Raw genomic sequence first — 17,174 nt, 5'->3', positions numbered from 1 at the left:
CATGACGGACGCACAGCCGAGCGCCGAGGGCGTTCCCGCCGACGCGATGCGGCGGTTGGCGGAACTGGAGCCGGGCAAGCCGGGTTCGATCTTCACCAGCGACCTGTCGGTGAACGAGTTCCTGCTGGTGCGCGAGGCGGGCTTCAAACCGATCGGCCTGGTGCTGGGCAGTTCGATCTACCACGTCGGCATCCAGATCGGCCGCTGGGGGAAGAACCAGGAGCTGGATACCCTCAGCCAGGCGATGTACCACGCCCGTGAGCTGGCGATGACCCGGATGGAGGCGGAGGCCGCCGCGCTGGGTGCCGACGGCATCGTCGGGGTCCGGCTGACGGTGGAGGCACGCGAGTTCGGCAACGACATCGCCGAGTTCATCGCGATCGGCACCGCCGTCAAGGCCGACAACCCGCCTCCCGGCGGCGGCAGTTGGCGCAACAACAAGAACCAGCCCTTCACCTCGGACCTGTCGGGGCAGGACTTCTGGACGCTGATCCGCGCCGGATACGCCCCGCTCGGCATGGTGATGGGCACCTGCGTCTACCACATCGCGCACCAGAAGATGAGCGCCGTGTTCTCGAACATGGGCAAGAACGTCGAGATCGAGCAGTTCACGCAGGCGCTGTACGACGCCCGCGAGCTGGCGATGGCCCGCATGCAGGCGGAGGCGGAGTCGCTGCACGCGGAAGGCGTCGTGGGCGTGCAGCTCAACGCCCACAACCACCGCTGGGGCGGCCACACCACCGAGTTCTTCTCGATCGGCACGGCGGTTCGGCCGCTGCGGCCCGACCACGAGATCGAGCGGCCCACGATGGTGCTGAGCCTCGACGGATGAGAAGCTCGGCGTCCGGCTGTCGGATCGGTTCTTGAGTACAAGGAAACACACGATGAGCGAGCAGGGATCTTCACCGGGACGGCCGGAGGACGAGGACGCCGCGGGCGACGCGGCGGGCGGCGGCGGGCAGCCGGAGCCGGACACCTCGATCGACATGCTGGCCGCGACCCTGCGCAGGGACTCGGCGGACCTGGACCTCTACGCCAGGGTGCTGACCGAGTCGCTGGCGGACGCCCTGCCGCCCGGCGCGGTCACCGTCGCCCGCAAGCGCGGCATGGCCGACCGGCTCGCCGGACGCCAGGGCACCGTCGAGAAGCTCGAGGTGTCGCTGGACGAGCGGCGGCTCGTCCTCACCCTGGCGCACGGCCGCCCGCAGGGAGAGGTGGCCACGGTCGTGCGCGGCGTGGTGCTCTCGCGCAAGCCCGTGCCGCTGGACGAGTGGGCGAGGGAACTCGCGACCGCGGTGGCCGTCCGGGCCCGCTCCGACGCCCGCGCCCGCACAGCGCTGGAGAAGCTGGTCCTGGGCGACTGAGCCCCTCGCGCCGGGCCAGGCCGACCGAAGGGCCCCGCGTATGCCCCCCGCGCGTCCCGCCGCTACTGCAGTGCGTGCACCGCCGCCGTGAAGAGGGGCGGTAGCCGGGAGGCGGTGGGGACGACGAGGCGGGCCGCGCGTGCCCGGCGGGTCGCGGCCAGCAGGGCGGCGGTCAGCAGACGGTGGCGGCGGGTCAGCCGCGCCCAGTCGCGCTCGTAGGAGTCCGGGCGGCCCGCGGCCAGGCAGCGGACGGCGGCGCCCGCGGTCGCCACCGCCAGCGCGATGCCCTCGCCGGTGAGCGCGTCGACGTACCCCGCGGCGTCCCCGACGAGCAGCACACGCCCCGCGGCCCTGGCCCGCACCCGCTGCCGCAGCGGTCCCGCCCCGCGTACGGCGGTGGCGACGGGACCGTGCCGGAGCGCCGCGAGACCGGGGAATCCGGCCAGGTGCTCGTCGTACCCGCGGCGGCCGCGGGTCAGGATCGCGACGCCGACGAGGTCGTCGCCGACGGGCGTCACGTACGCCTCGCCGCACGCGGACCAGTGCACGTCCACGAAGTCGGACCATGGCGCGACCCGGTAGTGCCGGCGCAGCCCGTAGCGGCCGGGGGCGCGGCTGGGCAGGTCGAGGCCCAGGGCGCGGCGCAGCGGCGAGTGCAGGCCGTCCGCGGCGATCAGCCAACGGGCGGTCAGGCCCGCCGCGCTCACCGCGTCCGCGCTCTGGCGTACCTCCCCGATCTTCCCCGGCACCACCCGGACGCCGAGGTCACGGGCCCGCCGGTGCAGCGCCGCGTGCAGCTCCGTGCGCCTGATGCCCAGCCCCGTCCGGTCGCGAAAGGCGGCCTCCACCTGCGTGGCGCCGTCCAGGTAGCGGATGCCGCGCAGCTCGCGGCCGGTGGCGTCGACGCCCAGGGCGCGCAGCGCGGCGACGCCGCTGGGCATCACGCCCTCGCCGCACGCCTTGTCCACCGGGGAGGTGCGCGGTTCGACGACGACCGCCTCCATCCCGGCGAGCGCGGCGTGGATGGCGGACGCCAGACCGGCCGGTCCGCCACCGGCCACCAGCACATCGATCACGGTGTCACGTCCCGCCCCGCGCCGAACGCCGGCGCGACGCGGCACGCGGCGGCCAGCGTCTCGTCCTCGCAGCGGATCCGCACCCCGAGCAGTACGGCGTCGAGCGCGGTGAAGGCCGCCGCGGTGATCCACGCGGTGTGCACCAGCGGCAGCGCAAGACCCTCGGCGACGACGGCCACGTAGTTCGGATGCCGCAGCCACCGGTAGGGGCCGCCGCTGACCAGGGGCAGCCCCGGTACGACGATCACCCGGGTGTTCCAGCGCGGCCCCAGGGTGCTGACGCACCACCACCGCAGTGCCTGGGCCGCCGCCAGCACACCCAGCATCGGCCAGCCCAGGGCGGGCAGGAAGGGCCGGTGGGCGAGCCACACCTCGACGACGCACCCCGCCAGCAGGCCCGTGTGGAGGGCGACCATCGCCGGGTAGTGGCCCTGCCCTGTGACGATCGCACCGCGGGCGGCGCTCCACCGCTCGTTGCGCCGGGCGACGACGAGTTCGGCGATGCGCTCGGCGGCGACCGCGGCCACCAGCAGCGTGTACCAAAGCATGCTTCCTCCGGACTACCAGCGCAGCAGGACCAGTTCGCAGGCGAAGCCGGGCCCCATCGCCATCAGCAGACCCGGTGAGCCGGGCGGCGGCGGGCGCTCGGCGGCCAGGGTGTCGCGCAGCAGGTGGAACACCGACGAGGACGACAGGTTGCCCACCGCGGCCAGGTGCCGCCGGGTGAGATCCAGTGCCCCGCCGGGGAGTTCGAGGGCGTCCTCGACGGCGTCCAGCACCTTGGGGCCGCCCGGGTGGCAGACCCAGGCGGCCACGTCCTTCGGCTTGAGGCCGTGCTCGTCGAGGAAGCCGCGGACGTCGTCCCCGAGGTGGCGGCGGACGGCGTCGGGGACGCCCGCGTCGAGGACGATCCGGAAGCCGGAGTCCGTGATGTCCCAGCCGAGCAGGTGCTCGGTGTCCGGATACAGACTGCTGCGGGTGTCGACGACCGTCGGGCCTGCGGCCGCCTCCGTACGGTCGGCCCCGCAGGCGACGACCGCGGCGGCGCCGTCACCGAAGAGCCCGGTGGCGACCAGGTTGGCCACCGAGGCGTCGTTGCGCTGGAAGGTCAGCGAGCACAGCTCGACCGAGAGCAGCACCGCCACGTCGCCGGGCCGCCCCAGCAGGTAGTCGTGCATCCGCGCCAGGCCCGCCGCCCCGCCCGCGCACCCGAGGCCGAACAGCGGCAGCCGCCGTACGTCGGGACGCAGTCCCAGGCGGCCCACGAGCCGCGCGTCGACGGAGGGGGTGGCGATACCGGTGATCGAGGTGAACATCAGCAGGTCGACGTCGGCGGGGGACACGCCCGCGCTGTGCAGCGCCCCGCGGACCGCGGTGGCGCCCAGGGCCGTGGCGGCGGTGATGAAGGTGTCGTTGGCGGCGCCGAAGCCGTCCAGCGCGTCGTACGCGTCCAGCGGCAGCGCCATGGTGCGGGAGCGCACCTGGGCGTCGATGTGCAGCCGGTCCAGCAGTCGGCGGTCGGCGCCCGGGGGCAGGCAGGCGCGGGCCACCATGTCCGTGATCTCGCGCTGGGCGTACCGGTGCCCGGCGAGAACGCCGTGAACGGCCGCGATCCGGGTCATGTCGGTTACCGCCTCGAGGTCGGCTGCTGTACATCAGTGCCCCGGGCCGGGGGCCGGGTACCGGTGATCGCCCATCCGGCCCTCCGGCCCGGCCGCGGAAGCCCGCCGGTGCTTACGATCGGCCGGTGGGCACTCCCGAGCAGGTGGCGGTCGACGGCGTCATGTCCCCGCGGCGGGGCCGGACGGCAGGCGCGGTCGGTCTTGCCGGGGCGTGCCACCCGGGCCCGGTCGTCGCGGTCACCGCGCTGACCTCGGCGCTCGCCGTGGCCGCCGGGCAGAGCGCCGGGCGTTGCGTGCTGACCGCTCTCGCGGTCCTGGCCGGGCAGCTCTCCGTCGGGTGGTGCAACGACGCCGTCGACGCGCGCCGGGACATCGCCGCCGGGCGCCGCCGCAAACCCGTCGTCGACGGAACGGTGAGTGTGCGGGCCGTGTGGCTGGCGGCCTTCGTCGCCCAGGGTCTCTGCGTGCCGCTCTCCCTTGCCTGTGGCCTTGCGGCGGGCGCCGTCCACCTCGCCGCGGTGAAGGCGGCGTGGGCGTACAACCTGCGGCTCAAGGCCACGGTGTGGTCCTGGGCCCCCTACGCGGCCGGCTTCGCCGCGCTCCCCGCGTTCGTGGCACTGGGCCTGCCGGGACACCCGTGGCCGACCTGGTGGGTCGTCACCGCGGGCGCCCTGCTCGGGATCGGCGCCCACCTCGGCGACGTGCTGCCCGACATCGCCACGGATCTGGCGGCGGGCGTCCGCGGCTGGCCGCAGCGCCTGGGCCCGCGGCGCGTCCGGCTGCTGCTGCCGGTGCCCTTGACGGCCGCCTCCGCCGTACTGGTCCTGGGACCGGCGGGAGGGCCCGGCGTCCGGGGGGCGGCGGGACTCGCGGCGGCCGCCCTGCTGTCGGCGGCCGGCACCGTACTGGGCCGCCGCTGGGAGCGGGCGGCGTTCGCCGCGGCGGTCGCGGTGGCGGCACTGGACGTGGCCCTGCTGCTTCTTCGCGGCACCGCCATCGCCTGACCGACCTCGTGGTGCGGGCCCGGACCCGGCCGGTGGATCCGGCCGGGCCCGGGCCCTCGGAGCATCGTCCCGACCTACGGGGCGATCTCGAACTGGGGCGGCTGGACACCCGCGAGGCAACCGGTGTTCGGCGCGGTCGGGTGGTCGAAGAACGAGTCGGCGATTCGCTGCGCGCACGGCGACCCGGCATAGGTGACATGGGCGGTGTACGGGACGGTGACGACGGTCGACCGGCTCAGCGTGCGGGCGACGTACGGGCCGTTGCTCGCCGCGGTCTGCGCGTCGAACCCGCCCGACATGACGAGCGTCGGGATGCTGCTGCGGGTCACCGCGCGGACCGACGGGGAGGCCGCCGGGATGTTCCAGGCGCGGCAGTCAGCGTGGAGGAACGCGAGCTGCGGGGCGTTGGCGAGCACCGAGGTGGGGTACGACGGGAACACCCGCCGCCCGCCCTGGATCACGTCGTTCTCCGTCTCGAACGGCGTCCACTCGCTGCAGAAGACGCCGTAGGAGAGGCCGTGGGCGACCCTCCCGATGGCCTGCGGGCTGAGCTTGCCGCCCGCCCACTGCTCGGCGATGCGCTGCGGGTTGCCGTGCGCCAGCTCGTCGATGGAGCGGGGCACCCCGGCCGCCACATGGGTGGCGGAGGTCAGCCAGTTCACCAGGACGCCGCCGTCCAGCACCACCTTCACCGGCGCCGGCTGACCGGGCACCGTGACGGTGGTGGTGAGGGGATGGGCTTCGAGCCGCCGGACGAGGCCGTCGAAGGTGGCCGACAGATGCGGGTAGCGGCGCGCGCAGGCGGGCTGCCGCGCGCAGGCCGTGAACAGGCCGTCGAAGCCCTCACGTGCCGCCTTCCAGGTCAGGGCTCCGCTCGCCAGGGACGGCGGCAGGACGCCGTCGATACCGACCGACCGGATGCCCTGGGGGTGGTCGCGCATGTACATGAGCGCCAGGTCGGTGCCGTACGAGATGCCGAACACGTTCCACTGCTTCAGGCCCAGTGCGAGGCGCAGGTCGGCGTAGTCGGTGGCGCTCTCGGTGCCGTTGTACGCGCCGAGGTCGCGGGTGAGGTTCAGCAGCTGGGCGCGGCACGCCTTCGTCGCCTGGACGTGCAGGGCGCCGGTGGACGGCGCGCCGTAGACGAGGCCGACGGCGCGCGCGTTGAACTCGTCGATGTTCGGGCACAGCAGCGCCGGGTCGGCCGAGTAGGTGCCCCGCTGGGACATGAGGATCACGTCGCGGTCGCGGTTGAGGCCGCCGTCGACCGCCAGCTGGGCCTCGGAGACCGCGTCGTCGCCGGGCCCGCCGGCGAACCACACGGTGGGGTCGGGCGCCGGTCTGCTGGTGAGCGCGGGCAGGATCGCCACGCCCAGGGTGATCCTCCGTCCCTTCGCGCGGCGGAGCGAGCGGTCCTCGGGCACGGTGAGCGTTCCGCAGCGAGCGCCCTCCAGAGCGGGGGCCGGGTCCGCCGTCCTGGGGCAGGGGCCCGGCACGTAGCGGGCGTCGCCCACCGTACCGGCGACCGTGCCGAGCGGCGCCCGGGCACCGCCCCGGGCCTGAGCGGGTGTCACGGCGAGGCCGACGACGAGCACGCCGGCCGCGGTCGCGGCGAACGCCGCGGGGAGCCGTCGAAGGGTACGCCGGTGGTGGGGCGGCCGACTGGGCATCATGCGCTCTCCGGTTCAGGGGTGATGGTGAACGGTTTCGGTGCGAGTCCCGCCACGCAGGAGGTGTCGGGCGCGGTCGGACGGACGAGGAAGGAGGCCAGGACGCTCTGCGCGCACGGCGACTGGGGGACCACCCAGTGGCCGATGCCGGGAATCAGCACGTAGGTCGAGCGGGACAGCGTGCGGCCCGTGAACGCGCCCCACCGCGCTCCGGTCTTCATGTCGAAGGTCCCGGAGACGATGAGCGTGGGCACGCCGCTGACGGTGGTCACCCGCTGGACGGGGGTGCGGTCGGGGACGTTCCAGACGCGGCAGACGTCGTTCTGGAAGGGAAGCTGCGGAGCCTGGGCCAGGACCGGGTCCGGCCACCCGGGGAACGCCCTGCGCCCCGCCTTCAGCAGGTCGGACTCCGTATAGCCCGGCACCCACTCGGCGCAGGCCACCGACTGCGTCAGGCCGTGGGCGAACTCACCGATGACGGGGTTCGCGCCTGCGGCGCGCGCCCGCGCGAAGACTTCGGGGTGTCCGTGGGCGAGGGCGTCGAGGGCCGCGGGGACGTCGACGGCCGGAACGGCGTTGGCGACCAGCAGGTTCACCAGCGCGCCGCCGTCGAGGACGACCCTCACCGGGTCACCGCCGCCCGGCGGGGTCGCCGTCAGCGTGAGGGGGTGCGCCTCCAGCCGCCGCACCTGCTGTGTCAGGGTGCGCGGGAGATCCGGGTAGCGGGTCCTGCAGCGCGGCTGGGCCGCGCATGCCGCGAAGATCGCGCCGATCCCCTCCTGGGCGCTGTCCCAGGTCCACGGAAGGCTCACGATCTGCGGCGGTACGACGGAGTCGATCCCCACCGCGCGGATCCCCTGGGGGTGCCGGCGCAGATAGGTCAGGGCCAGGTCGGTGCCGTAGGAGTACCCGTAGACGTTCCACCTGCGGATGCCGAGCGCCGTGCGCAGATCCGCGAAGTCGGCGGCGTTCTCGGTGGTGTTGTACGCGCTGACCTCGATTCCCTGGCCCGTCAGACGGTCCCGGCACTGTTTCGCCGCGGCCACCAGGAGGCGTCCGGTCGAGGGCGCGTCGTAGCGCAGCCCCACCGAGCGGGCGTAGAACCGGTCGATCTCGGGGCAGGCGAGGTTCGGCTCCGAATGGAGCGTTCCGCGCTGGGCCATGACGATCAGTTGGTTGTTCCGGTTCACGCCGGAGCTGATCAGGAAGGGGATGTCGTCGATCGCGTCGGCGCCCGGGCCCCCGGTCATGAACACCACGGGTTCCTTCGCGGGCGTCTTCGACACGGCCGGGATGATCACCACGGCCAGCCGGACGGTCCGCCCGTTCGGGTGGGCGCGGTCCTCGGGCACCTCCAGGACCCCGCACCGTCCGGGGACCGGCTGTTGCGCCGTCGGGCAGGGACCGGCCACGAACCGCGCCGGAGGTGCCGGCCGGGCCGCGCCGGGTGGTGACGCGGCGCCGGCCGGTGTCGAGCCGGCCGCTGCCAGAACGGCCAGACCGGCTGTGAGCAGCGCGATCGTGGTGCGCGCCGGTCGTGACCGCCGCCATGCGTACCCGCGTCGCGCCGTTCTGACGATTCCGCCGGTCCCGCGAGCGGGCGGCAGGCGACGCGGACTGCTTCCCTGTTCCGTCATGTGATCCCGTCTCTCTGGCACCCCGGCCGCGTGGACCTGGCGACGCCGCACCGCTTCGCCCGCCGCCGCAAGATCGGCGCGGGCACTGCTGACGTCAGCCTGAGCGGGCGGGCAGCGGCCCACCACTCGTGGGCTCCACCCGGGGGTCCGCGTCACCCTCCGGGACCAGCGGGTGTCCTGTGGATCACGCGGTCGCCCGCGACGGGTTGTCGGGCGGCGGAGAACGGGAGGGCCCACCCTCCCGGCGGGGACGGGGAGGGCGGGCCGGTGCGGGGAGGTCAGGCCGACGGTCGGGTGAAGTAGTGGCCCTTGCCGAGGTCGTCGAGGAGACCCGGCCGGCTCGGCCGCCACCCGAGCAGCTCGCGGGTGCGGGCGCTGGAGGCGGGGCTGTCGAGGCCGAGGAAGCCGCCGAGCCAGCCGAAGTGCTCCGCCGCGTCGCCGGGGGAGACCGAGGCCAGGGGCAGGCCGAGGTGGCGGCCGATGACCTCGGCGACGTCGCGGATCGGTACGCCCTCGTCGGCGGTCGCGTGCAGCAGGGATCCGGCCGGGGCCTGCTCCAGGGCGAGGCGGAAGAGGTGGGCGGCGTCGGCGCGGTGCACGGCGGGCCAGCGGTTGGTGCCGTCGCCGATGTAGCCGGAGACGCCCTTCTGCCGGGCGATGGCGACCACCGCGGCCAGGAAGCCCTTGTCCCCGTCGCCGTGCACGGTCGGGGGCAGCCGCACGACCGACGCGCGGACGCCGTCGGCGGCGAGGGCGAGCGTGGCCCGCGCGTTGGCCTGCCGCTTGGCGGGGCCGCCGGTCATGTGGGCGTCCGCCCGGCCGTCCTCCTCGGTCGCGACCCGCCCCGGCGCCAGTCCGAGCGTCCCGGAGGCGATCAGGAACGGGCGGCCGGTGCCGGCCAGCGCCTCGCCGAAGGCGTCGATGGCACGCCGGTCCGCGTCGGCCGCCTCGTCGAAGCCGCCGCTGAACGCCACATCGTGCTTGAAGGCCAGGTGGATGACACCGTCGGAGTCGGCGGCCGCGCCGCGCAGGGTGTCGAGAGCGTCGATCGTGCCGCGGCGGACCTCGGCCCCGGCCGCGGTCAGGGCGGCGGCCGAGGCGTCGGAGCGGGCGAGGCCGACGACCTGGTGCCCGGCGCCGATCAGCTCGGGAACAACGGCCGAGCCGATCCAGCCGGACGCACCGGTGATGAAGACACGCATGGGGAGAACCTCCGGGATGCGCCGACCGCGGGTCGACGCGGGGTTGATGTCAGTGACTGCCATCAACCGTAGCACCGTGATGGCAGTCACTGCCATCACGTAGGATCGGCGCATGGGTAGATGGCAGCCGAACGCGCGCGGGCGCCTGGAGCAGGCGGCGCTGGAGCTCTATCGCGAGCGCGGCTTCGAGCAGACCACCGCCGCGCAGATCGCCGAACGCGCCGGGCTCAGCGAGCGGACGTTCTTCCGGCACTACGCCGACAAGCGGGAAGTCCTCTTCGGCGGCGCGCAGTCCCTGGAGACGGCCTTCGCCGACACCCTCGCGGCCATTCCCGAGACGGCCGCGCCGATCGACGCCATGGCCGCGACCCTGGAGAGCGTCGCCGAACTCTTCGCGGACCGCCACGAGTTCGCCCGCCAACGCCAGGCCGTCATCATGGCCAACACCGAACTGCGCGAACGCGAGCTGATCAAACTCGCCTCGATCACCGCGGCCCTCGCCGCCACCTTCCGCTCGCGCGGCCTCAGCGCCCCGGCTGCCACTCTGACCGCCGAGGCGGGCAGCGCCGTCTTCCGCGTCGGCTTCGAACGCTGGGTCGACCAACCCGGCGACCGCCCCCTGGCCGACTTCCTGCGCGAGACCCTCGCCGACCTCAAAGCGGTGACCGCGGGGGAATGACGAAGGCCGTGCCCCGAAGGGGCGCGGGGAACTGCGCGCTCAGCCACAGTGATGCCGCACGTCACCACCGGCCCGAAGGGGCAGCTTCTGTCGTTTCCCGACCGCCCGCCGGGGCGGGAGCTGCCCCGGCGTTGACCGGCGTCAACCAGCCTTCTTGCGGGTGGACTTCTTCGCGGCCGTCTTCTTCGCGGCCGCCTTCGTGGCCGCTTTCTTGGCGGCGGTCTTCTTGGCCGCCTTCTTCGTGGCGGCCTTGCGCTCCGCCATGTGATGCACGTCGGCGTCCTCGCCGCGGTCGGAGCGAGCCTGGCCGACGGCGGCCTGGAGCGCGGACATCAGGTCGAGGGTGCCGTCGGCGGAGGCGGCCCGCGGTTTCGCCTCCGGCAGGGCGGTGTGCTGGACCTTCGCGGTGACGAGGGCCTCGACGGCCTTCGTGTACTCGTCGTGGTACGTCTGCATGTCGGCGTCACCGAGCGCCTCGATCAGGGCGTCGGCGGCCCGTGCCTCGTCGGCGGTGATCTCCACGTCGGTGCTGGGCGCGGCCTCCTCCGCACTGCGGATCTCGTCCGGCCAGCGCAGCTTCTGCAGCACCAGCACGTCGCCCTGGGCGTGCACGACCGCCAGGTTCTCGCTGCCGCGCATGGCGAACTTGCCGATCGCCCCCTTGCCCGCCTTGGCCAGCGCCTCCCGCATCAGGACGTACGGCTTCTTCGCGGCCTGGTTCGTGGGGGAGAGGAAGTACGGCTGGCCGAAGAGCTCGCCAGGCACCTTGGCGAGGTCGAGGAAGCCGGTGACCTCGATGGCCTTCGCGGTCGGCAGGGGCAGCCGGTCCAGCTCCTCGTCGGCGATCGGGATCAGCGTCCCGTCGGGAGCCTCGTAGGCACGGCCGATCTCCTCCTGCGACAGCTTGGCCCCGTCGGTCTCGCAGGTCTTGACGTTGCGGACGCGGCCCTGGTCGGTGACGTGCATCTGCCGGAAGCCCACCTTGTGGCTGGTGGTGGCGCTGACCATCTGCACGGGGATCGCGACCAGGCCGAAGGCGAGGGTCCCTGACCAGATCGGTGGCATGACGGCCCCTTCCCGGTGGACGAGCCCCCTGCGGGCAGCCTAAGCCGCGGCGGGCGGTCCGCGCAGATCCTGGCGGCCCCTGACGGTGGACGCGCGAGGGGCGGGCGGCACGGCACGGCCCCTCGTACGGGTGGGGGACGTCCGCCGAATGCCGTAGGCGAGTGGCGCGGCGCGGCGGGGGAGGGAGAGCGTCGTCCCAGCGCCGCGTCCCGGTGCCTCGCCGCCGCCCGGAGGGGCCCGGATGTTCGCTCGCGCTGTCGCCCCGGCCGCGGACCTCGCCGTCCCGGCCACCCGGGGCACGCCCGGGCAGCGGACACGGGCCCTGCGGTGGCTGGCCCCGGTGGGCGTCGCGTACACGCTGGCGCAACTGCTGCTGGTGGTGCCGGGGTCGGGGCTCGGCTGGGACGAGACGATCTACACCAGCCAGGTCAGCGGATCGGTCCCGGCGGCGTTCTTCAGCGCCCCGCGCGCCCGGGGGATCACCTTCCTCGCCGCGCCGGTGGCCGAACTGACCTCCTCCACCGCCGCCCTGCGGGTCTGGCTGGCCCTGCTGTCCGGCGTGGGCCTGTTCCTCGCCCTGTGGGTGTGGCGGACCCTGCTCCCGGCCCGGGTGCCCGCGCTCGCGGGCGCGCTCTTCGCGAGTCTGTGGATCACGCTCTACTACGGCCCGCAGGTGATGCCGAACGTGTGGAGCGCGTACGGCTCCCTGCTCGCCGTCGGCTGCTTCCTGCGTGCCGCCAGGGACCGCGCCGACCGCGCCGCCCTGGCGGGCCTGGCCTGCGGTGTGGCCGTCGTCGGACTGATGCGGCCGCCCGACGCGGTGTGGCTGGCGGTACCGCTGGTGGCCGCCGCGCTGGCCGTGCCCCGCTGGCGGCGGCCGGTACTCCTCGCGGTGGTGGCGCTGGGAGTGGTGCTGGGGTGCGCCGAATGGGTCGTGGAGGCGTACGCGCGCTACGGGGGACTGGCCGCGCGGCTGCGGGTGGGCAGCGACATCCAGGGCGGCATGGGCTGGAACTTCGCGGTGGACGACCAGATCCGGGCCCTGGACGGGCGGACGCTGTGCCGCCCCTGCACCGTGCCCTGGCGGCACCGGGCCACCGCCGGGTGGTTCCTCGCCCTGCCGGTGCTGGCCGCGGGCGGCGTCCACGCCGCGGCGGTCGCTCGTCGCAGGGCCACCGTGCTGCTCCCGCTGGTCGTGGCCGCGTGCGTGGCCGCGCCGTACCTCTTCCTCATCGACTACGCGGCGCCGCGCTTCCTGCTGCCCGCCTACCTGCTGCTCGCGGTGCCCGTGGCCGAGTGCCTGTGGTGGCTGGTCACCCGCCGCGGCGACGGGCCGCGCCCGGTCGTCGCCGCGCTCGTCGCCCTCGCGTGCGGCGCCCATCTGACCGTCCAGTACCTCGTGCTGGCGCAGGCGGTCCGCGCCAACCGGTCGGAGAGCCGCGAGTACGCCGCCGTCGCCGCCGACCTGCGCCGGGCGGGAGTGCGGCCGCCGTGCGCGATCACCGGGGACGCCTCGGTCCCGATTGCCTTCGCCGCCGGGTGCGCCTCCCGCCAGCCCGACGGCCCCAACGCCAGCGTCACGACGGAGGGCTTGCGGTCCCTGGCCCGGCGGATGCCGGTCGCCGTCCTCGTAGCGGAGCGGCGGCAGGCACCGCCGTACGCCCGGCGCTGGCGGGTCGTGGTCCTGCCGGACGGCGCTTCGTACATCCGTCACCGCGCCTATGTCTCCGTGGAGCCGCCGCGCCCGGGGACCGGGCCCGCGGGACCGGCACGACCCGCGCACGCGGACGGCTCCACGGCATCCGTACGCGTCAGCTCGGCGCGGTGAACACGTAGCTGCCCGCCGGGAGGTAGTACGTGGCGGGCCCGGCCGGGACCGCCTCGGCGGGGGCGGTGACCGACTGGGGCTGCGAGGTGGGGACGGTGACGGCCGCGTACGTACTGACCGGAACGGTGACCCGCAGCGTCAACTGCCCCGCCGTGACCGACCAGTTGCTCACCGCGGTGCCGAACGCCGTCTTGTACGTGCTGCCGCCCGACGTCAGCCCGCCGCCGATGCGCGGCGCGACACGCAGGGAGGCGTAGCCGGGCCGCGCGGGACCGAGACCGCCGACCTGGCGGTAGAGGAAGTCGCCGACGGAGCCGAGACCGTAGTGGTTGAAGGAGTTCATACCCGGGTCGTTGAACGAGCCGTCGGTGCGGATGCCGTCCCAGCGCTCCCAGATCGTGGTGGCACCCTTGCCGATCATGTACCCCCAGCCGGGGAAGTCCCGCTGCAGCAGGACCTGGTACGCGGTGTCCGCGTGGCCGTGGTCGGCCAGCACGTGCAGCAGGTTCTCCACGCCGAGGAAGCCCACGCTGAGATGCCCGTTGGTCGCGGCGACCTTGGCGGCCAGCTTGTCCGCCGCGGCCTGCACCCGGGACGCGGGCAGCAACTCGAAGGCCAGCGCGAGGACGTAGCCGGTCTGGGTGTTGCCGCTGACCGTGCCGTCGCCGCCGACGAACCGGGAGGTGAACGCCGCCGCCACCTGGTCGGCGAGCTGCCCGTACGACGCGGCCTCCGACGTCCGGCCGGTGGCCGCCGCCATGCGTGCCACGAGCCGGGCCGACCGGGCGAAGAACGCCGTGCAGACCAGATCCTGTGCGGTGTTGTCGTTGACGTTGAGCCAGTCCCCGTAGGTCTGCTGATTGCGGATCAGATCGGAACCGGCGGTGGCACGCAGGTAGTCCACCCACTTCGCCATCGCCGCGAAGTGCCGGTCGACGACCCGCACATCGCCGAAGCGCTGCCACAGCGTGTACGGGATGATCGTGCCCGCGTCGCCCCAACCCGCCGTCCCCGAACCGCCGATCACCGCGGGCGCGACATCCGTGAAGGCGCCGTTGGACTGCTGGGCGTCGGTGAGATCATCGGCGAACTTGGCCAGGAACCCGCGGGTGTCGAGGTTGAAGGTGGACGTGGCGCAGAACGCCGCGATGTCGCCGGTCCAGCCCAGGCGTTCGTCCCGCTGCGGGCAGTCGGTGGGTATGGAGAGCATGTTGCTGCGCTCGCCCCACAGGATGTTGTGCTGGAGCTGGTTGACCAGCGTGTCCGAGGTGCTGAACGTGCCCGGCTGCGCGGCGCTGGTCCACGCGGCGCGGCCGGTGACCGCGCCGGTGCCCGGTGTGAAACCCGAGGGCAGGCCGGTGAGTTCGACGTACCGGTAGCCGTGCACGGTGAATCGCGGTTCGTACGTCTCGGTGCCGCCGGTGCCCGCGAGGACGAACCTGTCCGTGGCCTGGGCGGCGCGCAGGTTCGTGGTGTAGAGGGTGCCGTCGGGGTTGAGGACCTCGCCGTGCCGGATGGTGACCTCGGTACCCGCGGGGCCGCTGAGCGCGACGCGGTTCCAGCCGGTGAAGTTCTGCCCCAGGTCGAAGATCCACACCCCCGGGGACGGCTGCGCGACCGACACGGGCCGGAACTCCTGCCGCACGGTGACGCCCTCGTCGACCTGGGCGACCAGCCGGGGCAGGGCGGCGCCGGAGACGGTCGCGGCGGCCCATGAGCTGTCGTCGTACCCGGCGCCGTCCCAGCCGCCGATGTCCAGGCGCGCGTCGTGGCTCTCACCGGCGTAGAGGTCGTCGGAGCGGATCGCTCCCGTCGCCGTCTTCCAGGTGCCGTCCGTGGTGACCGTCTGGGTGCTGCCGTCGGTGAAGGTGAGGACGAGCCGCGCGGAGTACCACGGCTGGGTGCCGTACTTCTGGCTGCCGGCGAAGCCGATGTTGCCCGAGTACCAGCCGTTGCCCAGCCACGCGCCCAGCGCGTTGGCGCCGCGCTGGATCTGCGCGGTGACGTCGTAGACCTTGTACTGGACGCGCTTGGTGTAGTCGGTCCAGCCGGGGGCCAGGACGTCGGCGCCGACCTTCGCCCCGTTGAGCCGGGTCTCGTGCAGGCCCAGCGCGGTGGTCAGCAGCCGGGCGGAGGCCACCGGCTTGCTGACGGTGAAGCCCTTGCGCAGCAGCGGCGCGGGCCGGACGACGTGCACGTTCGCGCCCCACGGGCCGCCGCCGTACGCCGCGACCACCAGAGCGGCGGGCCAGGCGCTGTCGTCGAAGCCGGAGGTGTTCCAGCCCGACGGCGCGCTCTGGAACGCCTTCCACGACGCGTCGGTGACCACCTGTGTGCCGCCGCTCGCCGTCAGCCGGGCGATCATCCCGGCCGGGGACTGCGTCGTGTTGCCGCTCGCCACCGCGATGGTGTTGGCACCGGCGACGAGATGGGCGGTGACATCGACGGCGGCCGCGCTCTTCCACGAGTCGGTGACCCGCGGCGAGGTGCTCACCGCGACCCCGTTGACCCACACGTCCGCGGTGTCGTCCCCCGTCACCACCAGGGTCGCGGCGGCCGGGGCGGCCGTCAGGGTGAAGGTGCGCCGGAAGTACCGGGTCTCGACCGGGCGCCCCGACCCGGGATCGCCCTCGGGGTACCAGATCCAGCTGGCCCCCGACAGATCAGGACCGGCGGGCCCGCCGACGAACGCCGCACGCCACTCGTCGGCCGGTGCCATCAGCCCGGTCTCGAACCACTGCGGCGTGCTCCACGCGCCCGCCCTGCCCTGGGTGTCCCACACCCGCACCCGCCACGGGTAGCGCGTCAGGCTGGCCAGCGCGGGACCGCCGTAGGCGATGTCGATCTGCTGGTCGGAGGCCACCCGGCCGCTGTCCCAGACGTCGCCGCCGCCCGCGCCGTTGGACGAGACCTGCACCTGGTAGGCGGCCTGCCGCTGCTGCTGGGCGGTCGAGGACAGGCTCCAGCCGAACCGCGGCTGCGCGGCGTCGATCCCCAGCGGGCTCGTACGGTGCTCGACGGTGCAGTCGGCCACGCTCAGCGGCGATGCGGCCGAGATGTCGGGGGCGGCGACCCGGGTGAACCAGGGCGCGATCCCGTACCGGCCCAGGTCCCGGGCGGCGGGCCAGCCGCTGTCGGCGAAGCCGGGCTGCTCCCAGCCCTCGGGCGCGTTCTGCCCGGCCGACCAGCTCCCGTCGGTGACGAGGTCGGCCGTCCCCCCGGCCGTGAGGACCTGGACCCTGCCGAGGACACCCGCGGAGCCGCCCGAGTTCCGGCTCGCCAGCGCGAGGACGTTGTTCCCCGCCGTCAGCGCCGGGCGCAGGTCCACGTAGAGCGCGGTCGTCCAGGAGTCGGTGCTCCTGGGCGACCCGGCCAGCGGTGTCCCGTTGAGCCACACATCCACCGTGTCGTCGCCCGTGACCACGAGCTGGGCGTCGGTCACCGCACCGGCCGCGACGGTGAACGCCTTGCGGAAGTACCGGAATCCGGCCGGCGCGCTGGTGGTGGGGTCACCTTCCGGGAACCAGATCCAGTGGGCGCTGGACAGGTCGACGGGCGCGCTGTGCGCCACGGCGGGCGCGGCCATCGCGCGCCCGGAGAGCGCGCCGACGGCTCCCGCGGCGATGCCGCCCGCGGCCAGCGCCGACCCCACGCTCAGGAAGTGGCGGCGGCTGAGTGGGGGTCGGTCCTGTGCGGTGGGCGACTGGGGGTCGGGGGGCGTGTGCTGACTGGCCAACGGAGCACTCCTTCACCGGTGGGGGACGTGAGAGTGTTTGAAACGTTTCAAATCGTCAATGCGGGCGTAATCTATGGGAGTTACCCCGGGGCGTCAATAACCACGGCATCTCCGAAGAGCCGGTCCGGGCGGCCGCTTCCTCCCGCGTGAGCCACAAACTCGCAGGCAGTCCGGCCACGGGATCGCCTGGCGGGGATCCGGCCGAAAGGCGCCTTGCGCGACTGCCGCCGGGTGCGCCCACGGCTCGCCCGCCGTGGCGGGGCGTGCGGATAGCGCCGCGCGGCCTCACGT

At 74.1% G+C, this 17,174-nt stretch carries 13 protein-coding genes; 5 read left to right on the top strand and 8 right to left on the bottom strand.

Annotated elements, in window-relative coordinates; genetic code table 11:
* The first annotated feature begins 1 nt into the window (after position 1).
* On the top strand, positions 2-832 hold the full coding sequence (locus AB0M29_RS05545; RefSeq protein WP_365379301.1) for a heavy metal-binding domain-containing protein: 831 nt from the start codon (positions 2-4) through the stop codon (positions 830-832).
* A 52-nt stretch (positions 833-884) separates the two neighbouring features.
* Complete coding sequence (locus tag AB0M29_RS05540; protein ID WP_365379299.1) at positions 885-1,364, top strand: hypothetical protein; 480 nt, start codon at positions 885-887, stop codon at positions 1,362-1,364.
* Between the two features lie 62 nt (positions 1,365-1,426).
* Here the strand turns inward: AB0M29_RS05540 and AB0M29_RS05535 are convergent, their stop codons facing one another.
* The 3 genes from AB0M29_RS05535 to AB0M29_RS05525 are packed head-to-tail and all read right to left on the bottom strand — an operon-like array spanning position 1,427 to position 4,062.
* The gene (locus AB0M29_RS05535; protein ID WP_365379296.1) at positions 1,427-2,440 is read right to left on the bottom strand and encodes an NAD(P)/FAD-dependent oxidoreductase; all 1,014 of its coding nucleotides are present in this window, start codon (positions 2,438-2,440) and stop codon (positions 1,427-1,429) included.
* Positions 2,437-2,988 (bottom strand): isoprenylcysteine carboxyl methyltransferase family protein, encoded by a 552-nt coding sequence (locus AB0M29_RS05530; RefSeq protein WP_365379294.1) that lies wholly within the window; start codon positions 2,986-2,988, stop codon positions 2,437-2,439. The genes AB0M29_RS05535 and AB0M29_RS05530 overlap by 4 nt, the downstream gene beginning before the upstream one ends.
* A 12-nt stretch (positions 2,989-3,000) precedes the next feature.
* Entirely contained in the window at positions 3,001-4,062 is a 1,062-nt protein-coding gene (locus AB0M29_RS05525; RefSeq protein ID WP_365379292.1) for a 3-oxoacyl-[acyl-carrier-protein] synthase III C-terminal domain-containing protein, read from the bottom strand.
* Between the two features lie 161 nt (positions 4,063-4,223).
* Between AB0M29_RS05525 and AB0M29_RS05520 the strand changes: the two genes are divergently transcribed.
* Positions 4,224-5,066, top strand: coding sequence for a UbiA family prenyltransferase (locus AB0M29_RS05520; protein ID WP_365379437.1), 843 nt, complete (start codon positions 4,224-4,226; stop codon positions 5,064-5,066).
* A gap of 74 nt (positions 5,067-5,140) precedes the next feature.
* Here AB0M29_RS05520 and AB0M29_RS05515 read toward each other — a convergent pair whose 3' ends face one another.
* From AB0M29_RS05515 to AB0M29_RS05505, 3 genes are all read right to left on the bottom strand, one after another.
* The gene (locus AB0M29_RS05515; protein ID WP_365379289.1) at positions 5,141-6,739 is read right to left on the bottom strand and encodes an alpha/beta hydrolase; all 1,599 of its coding nucleotides are present in this window, start codon (positions 6,737-6,739) and stop codon (positions 5,141-5,143) included.
* A complete protein-coding gene (locus AB0M29_RS05510; protein WP_365379287.1) occupies positions 6,736-8,088 on the bottom strand; it encodes an alpha/beta fold hydrolase in 1,353 nt (450 codons plus the stop codon). The genes AB0M29_RS05515 and AB0M29_RS05510 overlap by 4 nt, the downstream gene beginning before the upstream one ends.
* Positions 8,089-8,651: 563 nt before the next feature.
* The gene (locus AB0M29_RS05505; protein WP_365379284.1) at positions 8,652-9,575 is read right to left on the bottom strand and encodes an SDR family oxidoreductase; all 924 of its coding nucleotides are present in this window, start codon (positions 9,573-9,575) and stop codon (positions 8,652-8,654) included.
* A 112-nt stretch (positions 9,576-9,687) separates the two neighbouring features.
* Between AB0M29_RS05505 and AB0M29_RS05500 the strand changes: the two genes are divergently transcribed.
* Entirely contained in the window at positions 9,688-10,254 is a 567-nt protein-coding gene (locus AB0M29_RS05500; protein WP_365379282.1) for a TetR family transcriptional regulator, read from the top strand.
* A 141-nt stretch (positions 10,255-10,395) separates the two neighbouring features.
* Here the strand turns inward: AB0M29_RS05500 and AB0M29_RS05495 are convergent, their stop codons facing one another.
* Positions 10,396-11,319 (bottom strand): Ku protein, encoded by a 924-nt coding sequence (locus AB0M29_RS05495; RefSeq protein WP_365379279.1) that lies wholly within the window; start codon positions 11,317-11,319, stop codon positions 10,396-10,398.
* Positions 11,320-11,560: 241 nt separating this feature from the next.
* On the opposite strand from AB0M29_RS05495, the gene AB0M29_RS05490 reads away from it, so the two are divergent.
* Positions 11,561-13,147, top strand: a complete 1,587-nt coding sequence (locus AB0M29_RS05490) for a hypothetical protein (protein ID WP_365379276.1) — start codon at positions 11,561-11,563, stop codon at positions 13,145-13,147.
* Here AB0M29_RS05490 and AB0M29_RS05485 read toward each other — a convergent pair.
* Positions 13,131-16,883, bottom strand: coding sequence for a family 78 glycoside hydrolase catalytic domain (locus AB0M29_RS05485; protein ID WP_365379273.1), 3,753 nt, complete (start codon positions 16,881-16,883; stop codon positions 13,131-13,133). The two genes, AB0M29_RS05490 and AB0M29_RS05485, sit on opposite strands and share 17 nt — an antisense overlap.
* Positions 16,884-17,174 lie beyond the last annotated feature (291 nt).

The organism is Streptomyces sp. NPDC051976, from assembly GCF_040680795.1.
GTDB lineage: Bacteria > Actinomycetota > Actinomycetes > Streptomycetales > Streptomycetaceae > Actinacidiphila.
The sequence above is the reverse complement of the archived record's forward strand: the minus strand, read 5'-3'. Positions and strand labels throughout refer to the sequence as shown.

Bases quoted from the DNA above. Each gene is read 5' to 3' on its own strand.
- AB0M29_RS05505 (WP_365379284.1), bottom strand. From the start codon at position 9,575: ATGCGTGTCTTCATCACCGGTGCGTCCGGCTGGATCGGCTCGGCCGTT.
- AB0M29_RS05520 (WP_365379437.1), top strand. From the start codon at position 4,224: ATGTCCCCGCGGCGGGGCCGGACGGCAGGCGCGGTCGGTCTTGCCGGG.
- AB0M29_RS05545 (WP_365379301.1), top strand. From the start codon at position 2: ATGACGGACGCACAGCCGAGCGCCGAGGGCGTTCCCGCCGACGCGATG.
- AB0M29_RS05490 (WP_365379276.1), top strand. From the start codon at position 11,561: ATGTTCGCTCGCGCTGTCGCCCCGGCCGCGGACCTCGCCGTCCCGGCC.
- AB0M29_RS05500 (WP_365379282.1), top strand. From the start codon at position 9,688: ATGGGTAGATGGCAGCCGAACGCGCGCGGGCGCCTGGAGCAGGCGGCG.
- AB0M29_RS05540 (WP_365379299.1), top strand. From the start codon at position 885: ATGAGCGAGCAGGGATCTTCACCGGGACGGCCGGAGGACGAGGACGCC.
- AB0M29_RS05530 (WP_365379294.1), bottom strand. From the start codon at position 2,988: ATGCTTTGGTACACGCTGCTGGTGGCCGCGGTCGCCGCCGAGCGCATC.
- AB0M29_RS05495 (WP_365379279.1), bottom strand. From the start codon at position 11,319: ATGCCACCGATCTGGTCAGGGACCCTCGCCTTCGGCCTGGTCGCGATC.
- AB0M29_RS05525 (WP_365379292.1), bottom strand. From the start codon at position 4,062: ATGACCCGGATCGCGGCCGTTCACGGCGTTCTCGCCGGGCACCGGTAC.
- AB0M29_RS05515 (WP_365379289.1), bottom strand. From the start codon at position 6,739: ATGATGCCCAGTCGGCCGCCCCACCACCGGCGTACCCTTCGACGGCTC.